Here is an 11,433-nt window from a genome sequence, read left to right as displayed (position 1 = left end):
GACAGTGTGAAAAGAGGAAAACGGGTCTGGCAGCGTCTGGTGACGATCGTCTGTTTAGGAGTATTCATTTATAGCGGTACAGCCATTGGCTTAGAACTGTTCGGCTATTATCAAAATCGTCAGGTACTTGCAAAGGCTCAGACGATGTATGGTCAAGAGCAAGGAATGACTGAAAGCCGGGAACCGGGAACCACCCGTACGTCATTTGATGAGCTGCGGAAGGTGAACAACGACATTGTCGGCTGGATCAATATGAAGGACACGATGATTCAGTACCCAATCGTTCAATCTCGTGATAATGCATTCTACTTAACCCGTAATTACTTAAAAAATGACACCCGGGCAGGCAGTATCTTTATGGATTATCGCAATGACGTCTTGCATGAAAGCCCGAATACTGTGGTGTACGGGCATCGGATGAGGGATGGATCCATGTTCGCTGGACTCACAAACTATTTAAAAAAGGATTTCTTCCATGATCATCGGACATTTCAGTACGATACGCTGTATCAAAGCTATGAGGCGGAGATTTTTGCCGTGTATGAAACAACGGTGGATTTCGATTATATTCAAACCGATTTTCAAGATCTTGGCGAATATGCGCACTACTTGCAAGCTGTGCGGAAAAAATCAATCTATCAAACGAAGACAGACGTGTCCACAGATGACCTCATCCTCACTCTATCGACCTGTGATCATGTGCTTGCACCTAAAAATGGGCGTCTCGTGATACAGGCAAAGCTAAAGAAAGTTTACTAGAAAAGGAGAGAAAGACGGTTGAAATTTTCACATGTGATCTTCGCGGGACTCGTCTTGATGCTTCTCCTCGGCGGATGCAGTCAGGCAGCACCTGTAGAGAAAGGAAGCGGGCAAGGTGCGCTGAAGATAAAGGATTTTACTGGAAGAACGCTGTCGTTTGAAGAATCACCTCAGCGTATCGTCGCATTATCGACTGGAGACATGAGCATCCTGTATGCCTTAGGCGGTGAGGTAGTTGGCCGTCCGGCCGCCGAATTACCAGACAGCTTACAACAGGCAAAGTCCGTCCAAACGATTGGCACAACGCATCAATTTGATGTAGAGCTCATCACAAGCTTAAAGCCCGATGTTGTGCTTGGGAATGAACAATTAAACAGTAAGGACATCTCTACAATAGAAGGAATTGGTTCACAGCTTCTTTTGACAAGTGCCAATTCAGTGAAGGATATTCAGCGTCAAATAACGTTATTCGGGGATTTGCTCGGAAAGCAGCAAAAGGCCAAAGCCCTCAATGAGCAAATCGATCAGAGGGAAAAGCAGGTCAAGCAGCCTCAGAAAAAAGTGAAGACACTCGTTGTATACGGGGCACCTGGCACATATATGGCGGCACTTCCTCAATCCTTAAGCGGAGATTTACTGCACATCGCAGGAGGGACGAACATCGCTGAGAATGAACCGGCACTCGAGAAATTCCCTCAATACGCTCAAATCAATGCAGAAAAGGTCATCGAAGCCGATCCTGATCTTATTCTGCTTATGACACACAGCAATCCTGAAGATGTGAAAGCGGGCTTTATGAGTGAAATGAAACAGAATGCCGCTTGGCACGATGTGTCAGCTGTCAAAAATGGACACGTCGAGATTCTGCCGAGTGATCTATTTGGGACGAACCCAGGCGCGGAAGTGATGAGAGCGATTGATGAGCTAGAGAAAAGATTGAAGCGATTGTCATCATGAAAATGAATACAGAATTAGATTTTCAAAAAAGACAGTCGAGACGAAAATGGCTGATACCCGTACTATTTCTCTCGTTAGGTGTGGGCGCATGCCTAGGGCTTGCATTAGGTTCTGTTCAATTATCGCTGCCAGATTTGGTCGCTGCTTTGATGGGATCAGGCCAGCCTGTTCATGAGAAAATTGTGATGGATTTACGCCTGCCGCGAGTTCTAATAGGTTTCATCGTTGGGGCCTGTCTCGCAGCATCAGGGGCGATTTTACAAGGAGTCGTCCGAAATCCACTCGCTGACCCTGGCATCATCGGTGTGACTGCTGGCGGCGGATTGGCTGCTGTGCTCAGCATGATTGTGTTTCCGCAATTTACGTATTTGCTGCCAGCTGCTGCTTTCCTTGGCGCTTTATTAGCGGCACTTGTGGTGTATATGCTCTCATTTGATCAAGGTGTTTCACCGCTGAAATTGATTTTGGCGGGAGTGGCAGTCAATGCCCTCCTTGGGGCGGTTATGAATGGGTTTATGGTGCTTTATAGTGAGCGTGTGCAGGCTGTTCTGCCTTTTTTATCCGGAGGATTAAATGGACGGAGCTGGCATCATCTAAGCTTCGTGTCGCCATATGCGCTCGCTGGGTTGTGCCTTTGTTTTTTTGCCATCAAGCCGGCAAACCTTCTTTTGCTTGGTGATGAATCGGCGCAGTTACTCGGCCTTAGAGTAGAGCGCACTCGGTTTTTCTTAATTGCGCTGGCGGCGCTTTTAGCTGGTGCAGCTGTAAGTGTGAGCGGCTTAATTGGATTTGTCGGCCTGGTCGTTCCTCATTTTATCCGTCTTTTAATTGGAGATGACTACCGGTACCTGCTGCCGATCTCAATACTGGGCGGAGGCGTACTTGTGGTTTTTGCAGATACAGCGGCACGGGTATGGTTTACACCGGTTGAACTGCCTGTCGGTATCCTGCTTGCCTGCATCGGTGCACCTTTCTTCCTCTATTTATTAAAAAAGAAAGGGAGGGGTTAAGTTGGAAGTGATAGCTATGGATGACGTGAGTCTCAGTCAAGGAGGCTTTCGGCTGTCGTCTATTTCAGCAGCTGTTCCTAAAGGAAGTGTGACAGGAATTATTGGACCAAATGGATCAGGGAAGTCGACTTTTATTAAAGCAGCCGCACGTCTTACATCGATCGAAAGCGGCATCATATACATTCACGATATACCGCAAAAAGAGATGACAGCTCAGGAGATTGCAAAGGAAATCGCCGTCCTCATGCAGACGAGAACAGCCATTCCATCTATGACCGTACGGGAGCTGGTCGCACTTGGACGCAGTCCGCATCGTTCGATCTGGAAAAAGAGCTCGAAGACAGATCAAGAAGCGATTGAGTGGGCGCTTGATGTGACCAATAGCCGCATCAATGAAAACAGAATGCTGCATACATTGTCAGGCGGAGAAAGACAAAAGGCGTATATTGCGATGGCGCTCGCTCAGAAGACAGAGACCTTGATTCTGGATGAGCCGACTACTTACTTAGATATTGCACATCAGCTTGATTTACTAGAGCTGCTCAAACAGCTGAATAAGACGCATGGAATCACCATTTTAATGGTTCTTCACGACCTGCAGCAGGCAGCGAAATATTGTGACCGCCTCATTGCGATGAAGGGTGGTCAGGTTTATCAAATAGGGACACCAAACGAAGTATTAACAGAAAACTTTTTCAAAGAAGTCTTTGGGATTCAGGCTGAGGTTCACTTAGACGGTGAGCATCCGCTCATTATCCCAATCGCTTCGATCCAACAACAAAAGGGAGATGAACAAAACATGATCATTGTCAACAACCAGGTAAGAGTAGAAAAAGGCAGTGCTGACCACCTCGTCAAGCGCTTTAACAAGCAGGGACAAGTAGAATTCATGGAAGGATTTTTAGGCATGGAAGTATGGGTCACACAGCAGACAACCGATTACGATGAAGTGACCATTCATACCCGCTGGAATCGAAAAGAAGACTTTGTGAACTGGACAAAATCCCAGGCATTTGGTGATGCACACGCTCATGGAAAAGCGAAACCTGAAGGACTATTAAAAAACAAAATTACGTACTACGAAGTGCAAGTCACTAGACCAGCTTTACAGAAAAAAGCCTAAAAAAGAAACATAGCGCTGCAGCTCATGTGCAGCGCTATGTTTTTGCGTTTTTTTACTTTCTGTCACATATCTTTGACAAAGTATTCAAACAACTGACACAATACCATCCAATTTTTAGGTAAAATTTACTTTATTTTTGAAGCGCATGGGTGTAAAGTACAGGTATAAATAACTAACCGAATGAAAAGCAAGAGTAAAATTTCACCGATTAAACCAATTCAAACAGGCTATTATTTGTGAATCATTGAACAAATAGTGAATATTTTGTGAAGTGATGAGCATAGATGTTTCGAATCATTCGGCATGTGAAAGTAAGGGAGGATGTAAGGCTGTGAGTGAGCTGTTTTTAGCAAGATTTCAATTTGCTTCAACGACATTATTTCATTTTATTTTTGTTCCTATGTCAATAGGTTTGGTGTTTATCGTCGCCTTGATGCAGACCCTTTATGTCGTCAAGAAAAAAGAGATTTATAAAAAGATGGCGAAGTTTTGGGGTCATCTATTCTTACTCAATTTTGCAGTAGGTGTGGTGACAGGGATTTTGCAGGAATTCCAGTTTGGGATGAACTGGTCAGATTATTCAAGATTTGTCGGTGATGTGTTTGGTGCACCGCTTGCCATTGAAGCACTGCTCGCCTTTTTTCTTGAATCTACATTTATTGGACTTTGGATATTCGGCTGGGATCGTCTGCCGAAGAAGATTCATTTATTGTGTATTTGGCTTGTTTCTCTTGGTACGATCTTTTCGGCGTTTTGGATTCTACTCGCCAACTCATTTATGCAAGAGCCAGTTGGATTTGTCATTAAAAATGGCCGCGCAGAAATGAATGATTTTGGCGCTCTTGTAACGAATCCGCAGCTTTGGGTTGAATTCCCGCACGTTCTGTTTGGTGCGCTGGCTACAGGTGCATTCTTTATTGCAGGAGTTAGTGCCTATAAAATGATCAAAAAACAAGAAATCGCCTTTTTCAAAAAATCATTCCAGATTGCCATGGTCCTCGCTTTAATTTCTGGCTTAGGTGTGGCGTTCTCTGGACATGATCAAGCGAAGCACTTAATGAAATCACAGCCGATGAAGATGGCAGCAAGTGAAGCCCTTTGGAAGGATAGTGGAGATCCAGCGGCTTGGACACTATTTGCCAATATTGACACAGATAAAAAAGAAAACTCTGCGGAGATCAATATTCCGTTTGCTTTAAGTTACTTGGCTTATCAGAAGTTCAGTGGAGATGTGCCAGGCATGCTGACACTTCAAAAAGAATATGAAGCAAAGTTTGGCCCTGGAGACTACATTCCGCCAGTGAAAACAACCTTCTGGAGCTTTAGAATCATGGTTGGTGCCGGAATGCTGATGATTTTTGCCAGTATGATTGGCTTGTACTTGAGCTTTAGAAAGAAACTCGAAACGAACAAATGGTTTTTACGCTTCATGGTAGGGATGATTGCGTTCCCGTTTATTGCGAACTCAGCTGGCTGGATCATGACTGAAATTGGGCGTCAGCCGTGGACTGTCTTTGGTATGATGACGACGGCTCAATCGATTTCGCCAAACGTATCGTATGGCATGCTGTTATTCTCAGTCATTAGCTTTACGACGATTTATCTGATCCTTGCCATCTTGCTTGCCTACCTATTCATTCGAGAAATTAAAAAAGGTGCACATTCGGAAGAGGATACAGATCAAAAGGATGAAACGGACCTGTCTACAGATCCATTTGATGGAGGCGCATATCATGGCATATCTTAACGAGATTTGGTTTATTCTTGTCGCAGTATTGTTTGTTGGATTTTTCTTCTTAGAGGGATTTGATTTTGGTGTTGGGATGTCCATGCAGCTGCTTGGAAAGGATGCGCACGAGCGCCGCATTTTAATTAATACGATTGGCCCTTTCTGGGATGCGAATGAGGTCTGGCTGATTACAGCTGGGGGCGCTATTTTCGCTGCTTTCCCTCACTGGTATGCCACGATGTTCAGTGGATACTATATACCATTTGCGGTTCTCCTCTTAGCGCTCATTGGGCGCGGAGTCGCCTTTGAATTCCGAGGGAAGGTTGAGAAAGCCTCTTGGATCAAAGCATGGGACTGGGTCATCTTCTTTGGCAGTCTGCTGCCGCCGTTTTTACTCGGTGTGCTATTCACAAGTATTTTACGCGGGATGCCAATTGATCAAGACATGAATATGTATGCTGGTTTTACGGATTTTGTGAACCTTTATTCAGTGATTGGCGGGTTAGCTGTGACGGTTCTTTGCCTTCTGCACGGATTGATTTTCGTCACACTACGTACAGAGGGTGATTTAAGAGATCGTGCAAGAAAGCTTGGCAAGCGTGTCCTGCTTATTGCGCTGCCAGTTCTTGTCCTATTTGTCGGTGTATCTATCATGGAAACAGACATTTATACGGTACGCCCGATCATCACCATTCCGTTAACTGTCCTGATTGTGGTTTGTTACGTCGCGGCTCTATTCTTTATGAGAAAAGAACGTGATGGCTGGACATTCTTATTCACAGGTGCAGGCATCATGGTGACAGTGACGATGCTTTTCACTGCATTGTTCCCGCGCGTCATGATTAGTTCAATCAACCATGCGTTTGATCTTACCATTCAAAACGCTGCATCCGGATCATATTCACTGACGGTGATGACGATTGTTGCCATTTCTTTGCTGCCCTTTGTGCTTGGGTATCAAATTTGGAGCTATTACGTCTTCCGTAAACGTGTAAGCGGTAAGGAGCCAATGACCTACTAATGGACAAACGTTTGCTTCAATTAAAAGGAATGAGGGGGCTTCTCGCCCTCTTAGGTATTGTGTCACTCATCCAAGGAGCAAGTATTATTTTCCAAGCACAGTGGCTGGCACAAGCCATTACTACGCTGTTTGACGGGAAAAGCCTTTCGCAGGCAACGCCTTATGTCCTGCTGTTTCTTGCTGCCTTTCTGGTGCGGCACGGTCTCACCTTGATTCGGGAGAAGGTCATGTTTACCTACTCTTCCCGAATTGGAGCAGACGTCAGAAAACAGCTGTTAGACCAACTCTTTCGTTTAGGTCCAGCTTTCACAAAGAAAAAGGGTACAGGAAAGCTTGTCACATTAGCGATGGAGGGGATTGCTCAATATCGTCAGTATTTACAGCTATTTTTACCGAAAATGGTGAACATGGCAGTGATACCGGCAATGGTCCTCATCTATGCTTGGACGTTAGACGAAACATCTGCTGTCATTTTAATCGTGACGCTGCCGATTTTAATTATTTTTATGATTTTGCTAGGCCTTGTCGCTCAGCGTAAAGCGGCCAAACAATGGAGATCGTATGAGAAATTATCCAATCATTTTACTGATTCTCTCCGCGGCCTTGAAACGCTTCGTTACTTAGGCATTAGCAAAAAACATTCCCGCAATATCGGGGAAGTGTCAAAGCGATATCGAAAGGCGACCATGAGTACGCTGAAGGTTGCATTTCTTTCATCATTTGCGCTTGATTTCTTTTCCATGCTGTCGATTGCAACTGTCGCTGTCTTTCTTGGCTTGCGATTAATTGAAGGAGAGCTTCTGTTATTGCCGGCTCTGACCGCGCTCATGCTGGCACCGGAATATTTCCTGCCAGTACGTGAAGTGGGAAATGATTATCATGCGACGCTAAATGGAAAAGAGGCGAATGAGGCGATGCAGGTCATTTTAGAAGAAAAGGGCTTCCGCGCGCAGGAGACACAATCCGTGCAGCTAGACAAGTGGGGTGAACAGTCTGCGCTCACCCTGCAAGATGTTAGTGTCCAGCATGATGAACATGCCCCTTATTCGATTCAGGATGTAGACCTCACTGTCAAAGGGAAGAAAAAAATCGGAATCATTGGTGCCAGTGGTTCAGGGAAATCGACGTTAACCGATGTGCTCGGCGGCTTTGTTGAACCGACCTCAGGTCAAATCACGCTAAACGGCCAGCCGTTTGTTCATTTACAGATGAAGGAATGGCAAAAGGAAGTCGTCTATATGCCGCAGCACCCTTATTTATTTCACATGACATTAAGAGAAAACATTCGTTTTTATGAACCGCATGCAACAGATGAAGAAGTGGAAAGAGCTGTCTGTGAAGCTGGCTTATCTCAGCTCGTAGCGCAGCTGCCAAATGGTCTCGATGAGGTCATTGGAGAACAGGGAAGAGGGCTAAGCGGCGGACAGGCGCAAAGAATTGCGCTTGCGCGAACGGTGCTGGGCCAGCGGTCAATTATGCTGTTAGATGAACCAACGGCGCATCTCGATATTGAGACAGAGTATGAATTGAAGAAAACAATGCTTCCGCTGTTTGAAGATAAACTTGTGTTCTTAGCGACACATAGGCTTCATTGGATGCCAGACATGGATGAGATCATTGTCATGGATCATGGAACGATTGCAGAAATGGGTACACATGAATCATTGATGCAAAGAAAAGGCGTGTATTATCAATTGGTACAGGAGCAAATGGGGGCGGTCACACATGGTCAGTAAAGGCTGGTTTATACCTTATATCAAGGAGAATCAAAAGCTGTTTGCGCTGGTTTTGTTTCTAGGGGCAATTGCAGTATTCTCTGCTTCTATGCTGATGTATACGTCAGGATTTCTCATTTCAAAAGCTGCCACAAGACCTGAGAATATACTTATGGTATACGTTCCAATTGTAGCTGTACGGACCTTTGGTATTTCACGCTCAGCTGCCCGCTATGCAGAAAGACTGGCGAGCCACCAGCTCATTTTGACAATGATTGAAAAAATGCGTGTCCGTCTGTATGACATGGCTGAACGAAGTGCGAAACAGACAAAGCTGGGTACAGGTGAAATGCTTGGGCTCCTGTCAGATGATGTCGAGAGACTGCAGGACGCCTATTTAAAAACCATCTTTCCATCCATCGGGGCGCTGCTTTTATATGCCGCATCCATTGGGGCACTTGGTCTATTCTCGTGGCCTTTTGCTGGACTGATGCTGCTTTATATGGCACTTCTCGTATTTGTTTTCCCATACGTCACAGTGCTAGTGAACCGGGCGAGACAAATTCAAATGAAAAAAGGCAGAAATGAACTGTACAGCCATTTAACAGATGCAGTCATGGGCGTTAGTGACTGGCTGTTTAGCGGCAGGCAGAAAGATTTTGTTGATGAATATGAACAGAAAGAAGCGAAACTGTTAGCGCTTGAAGCAGCCAAGCACCGGTTTATCCGTCTGCGCCAGTTTTTTGCCCAGCTTATGATTGGAGGAGCTGTCGTGTTTGTCGTGTATTGGAGCGGTTCGGTCGTTCAGTCAGGCTCGATGTCACACACCCTGATTGCAGCCTTTGTGCTTGTGCTATTTCCGTTAACAGAAGCCTTTCTTCCACTCTCAGATGCAGCAGGTGATATTCCAGTCTATCAGCATGCTGTCAGCAGATTAAATCATTATGAAAAGCTTTCGTATGAAGGAGAATCTGAGCGCAAGACAGTGGATCAGTCAACCATTTCTCACGATCAAGCTGTCTGTTTTGATCAAGTATCCTTTGGGTATGATTCGCACCAACACGTGCTAAAGCATCTCTCATTTTCACTGAAGCAAGGTGAATCACTTGCTCTCTTAGGAAAAAGTGGTGCAGGAAAATCGACTATTTTGAAATTGTTAGAAGGAGCTGTCGTGCCAAATCAAGGAGCTGTCAGTATCCAGGGGAAACCGGTAGAAAGCATTCGAGAAACCATGTCCACCTATGTGTCAGTGCTCAATCAACAGCCGTATTTATTCGATACCTCTGTTTTAAACAATATTCGCTTAGGCTCTCCAGAGGCGACAGAAGAGCAAGTAAAAGAAGCAGCGAGACAAGTGCAGCTGCACGATACCATCGAATCCTTGCCAGAGGGTTATCACACCGGTGTGCAGGAGACAGGGATTCGTTTCTCAGGTGGAGAAAGACAACGGCTGGCGTTAGCCCGGATTTTGCTGCAAAACACCCCGATTGTTGTATTAGATGAGCCCACCGTCGGACTTGATCCGCGCACAGAGCGTGAGCTGCTTGAAACCATCTTCCGTGTGTTAAAAGGAAAAACGGTCATTTGGATTACCCATCATCTCACTGGCTGTGAGGCATGTGACCGCATTATGTTTATTGAAGATGGACAAATTGAGATGCAGGGGGAGCATCAGCATTTACTGAGAGAAAACCTGCGCTATCAAAAATTGTATGAGATGGATCGTCCATTTTCTACAATATAAATAAACGAAATAACAAGAACGTTCGGACAGAAATCTCTGCCCGAACGTTTTGTGGTTTTAAGGGTTTACCTTTCCAACACCAGCATTTGATACCACTTCTGATTTGACATTGTTTACGTTAAGCAAAGAGTAGTTATAAGGAGGGTTGTACGTACCTGTTGAAGACGTTGGCAGACTGCCTGTGCTGTTAATAAATGAGTTGTTGATGACATGCCATGTACCGACTTGACGGCTGTCCCAGCTGCCGATCGCATTATTTGTATTTTCAAATACGTTGTGCTCAATTCTCATCTTCGCGCCCATACGAGAGTTGATCGCTGTGGTATGAATGCCTTTATAGTAGTTGTTATACACATGACCTTCCCCGTAGCGCATAGACGGTACACGAGAATTCAGGTTTTCAAAACGGTTGTTATGGAACGTAATTTTTCGGTTGTAGTTGTCGTTATCAGAGCTGCCCATGAGCATCGTTTTCCAGCTGTCATGTACATAGTTCCATGAGAAGGTAATATAGTCGGAGTCTTTTTTCACATCAAATAATCCATCATAATCATCTTTCCCAGAGTTTAATGTGTTGTACAGCTCATTATGATCGACCCATACGTTTTTAGAAGCGCCTTCGATTCCGATGGCATCCTTGTCACCGATGTTACTGTGATGGATTTTCAGGTTGCGGATAATGACGTTATTGGAACGCCATACTTTGATACCAATTCCATTAAATTCACCTTTCGTGCCTTTGCCGACGATCGAGACATTGTTTGTATCTTTCACATCGATTTTATTGGCAGATGTATTAGAAGGGGCAATCGTCCCGTCGACAACAATTTTTAATTTTTCGTTTGTTCCTTTACTTTTGAGGGCAGCCAATAGTTCATTTCCAGTTTTGACTGTGACGGTTTTACCGCCTTCACCGCCTGTTGTACCGCCATTTAATGTGGAGAATCCTTGTTGATTAAAATTGGCCATAATAGAAGGGCTTTCTGGATACTTGGCTGCCGCTTTTGCCTCCCCATTAGGTGCAAATAATGAAGTCACGAGACCAACCGCTAACACACCAGCTAACATTGGAACTTTTTTCTTCAAAGTCAACATCTCCATTCTATTTTGTTTTAATGTAAACGTTTCCAAAAATAAGCTGCAATTCAACTGCTCCCCCTTTCTTCGCCAGTATCGCCTTTTTCGGAATGTAGGAAGAGCATAGCACGCAAAAAGGTATCATCGGCTAAGAATTGGCGCTGTGTATTCCATGATTTTCTAGGAAACTAAGGCCATGATTATTTTATTTTCATCTAAATGAGACAAGGATCATTGACGATAGGTATTGGGATGACCTAGTGATTATGAGGGAGAGGCTCTTCGCTTGATAGAAAAT

9 protein-coding genes are annotated in these 11,433 nt (G+C 44.8%); 8 read left to right on the top strand and 1 reads right to left on the bottom strand.

Features of this window, described 5'->3' with window-relative positions:
- Positions 1 to 6 precede the first annotated feature (6 nt).
- The 8 genes from srtB to cydC all read left to right on the top strand — a co-directional run bounded on the left by srtB (position 7) and on the right by cydC (position 10,058).
- Entirely contained in the window at positions 7 to 759 is a 753-nt protein-coding gene (gene srtB / locus MKZ03_RS17795; RefSeq protein ID WP_341032530.1) for a class B sortase, read from the top strand.
- An 18-nt stretch (positions 760 to 777) separates the two neighbouring features.
- On the top strand, positions 778 to 1,716 hold the full coding sequence (locus MKZ03_RS17790; protein ID WP_341032529.1) for an ABC transporter substrate-binding protein: 939 nt from the start codon (positions 778 to 780) through the stop codon (positions 1,714 to 1,716).
- Positions 1,713 to 2,726, top strand: coding sequence for a FecCD family ABC transporter permease (locus MKZ03_RS17785; RefSeq protein WP_106038920.1), 1,014 nt, complete (start codon positions 1,713 to 1,715; stop codon positions 2,724 to 2,726). The genes MKZ03_RS17790 and MKZ03_RS17785 overlap by 4 nt, the downstream gene beginning before the upstream one ends.
- A 1-nt stretch (position 2,727) precedes the next feature.
- The gene (gene isdG / locus MKZ03_RS17780; protein ID WP_334750574.1) at positions 2,728 to 3,849 is read left to right on the top strand and encodes a heme oxygenase; all 1,122 of its coding nucleotides are present in this window, start codon (positions 2,728 to 2,730) and stop codon (positions 3,847 to 3,849) included.
- 331 nt (positions 3,850 to 4,180) lie between these two features.
- The gene (locus MKZ03_RS17775) at positions 4,181 to 5,596 is read left to right on the top strand and encodes a cytochrome ubiquinol oxidase subunit I (RefSeq protein ID WP_060597576.1); all 1,416 of its coding nucleotides are present in this window, start codon (positions 4,181 to 4,183) and stop codon (positions 5,594 to 5,596) included.
- Positions 5,583 to 6,599 carry a cytochrome d ubiquinol oxidase subunit II gene (gene cydB / locus MKZ03_RS17770; protein ID WP_060597575.1) on the top strand — a complete coding sequence of 339 codons (1,017 nt, stop codon included), beginning with the start codon at positions 5,583 to 5,585 and terminating at the stop codon, positions 6,597 to 6,599. The genes MKZ03_RS17775 and cydB overlap by 14 nt, the downstream gene beginning before the upstream one ends.
- Entirely contained in the window at positions 6,599 to 8,335 is a 1,737-nt protein-coding gene (gene cydD, locus MKZ03_RS17765; RefSeq protein WP_341032528.1) for a thiol reductant ABC exporter subunit CydD, read from the top strand. Before cydB ends, cydD begins: the two co-directional genes overlap by 1 nt.
- Complete coding sequence (gene cydC / locus MKZ03_RS17760; RefSeq protein ID WP_341032527.1) at positions 8,325 to 10,058, top strand: thiol reductant ABC exporter subunit CydC; 1,734 nt, start codon at positions 8,325 to 8,327, stop codon at positions 10,056 to 10,058. Before cydD ends, cydC begins: the two co-directional genes overlap by 11 nt.
- A 57-nt stretch (positions 10,059 to 10,115) precedes the next feature.
- Here cydC and MKZ03_RS17755 read toward each other — a convergent pair whose 3' ends face one another.
- Positions 10,116 to 11,153: a pectate lyase family protein gene (locus tag MKZ03_RS17755; protein ID WP_034660738.1), complete on the bottom strand. Its 1,038-nt coding sequence runs from the start codon at positions 11,151 to 11,153 to the stop codon at positions 10,116 to 10,118.
- Positions 11,154 to 11,433: the final 280 nt, after the last annotated feature.

Source organism: Bacillus sp. FSL R5-0431, from assembly GCF_038002985.1.
GTDB lineage: Bacteria > Bacillota > Bacilli > Bacillales > Bacillaceae > Bacillus.
Note: the sequence above shows the minus strand (reverse complement) of the source record. Positions and strands in the feature narration are given on the sequence as shown.

Bases quoted from the DNA above. Each gene is read 5' to 3' on its own strand.
- MKZ03_RS17785 (WP_106038920.1), top strand. From the start codon at position 1,713: ATGAAAATGAATACAGAATTAGATTTTCAAAAAAGACAGTCGAGACGA.
- cydB (WP_060597575.1), top strand. From the start codon at position 5,583: ATGGCATATCTTAACGAGATTTGGTTTATTCTTGTCGCAGTATTGTTT.
- cydD (WP_341032528.1), top strand. From the start codon at position 6,599: ATGGACAAACGTTTGCTTCAATTAAAAGGAATGAGGGGGCTTCTCGCC.
- cydC (WP_341032527.1), top strand. From the start codon at position 8,325: ATGGTCAGTAAAGGCTGGTTTATACCTTATATCAAGGAGAATCAAAAG.
- MKZ03_RS17755 (WP_034660738.1), bottom strand. From the start codon at position 11,153: ATGTTGACTTTGAAGAAAAAAGTTCCAATGTTAGCTGGTGTGTTAGCG.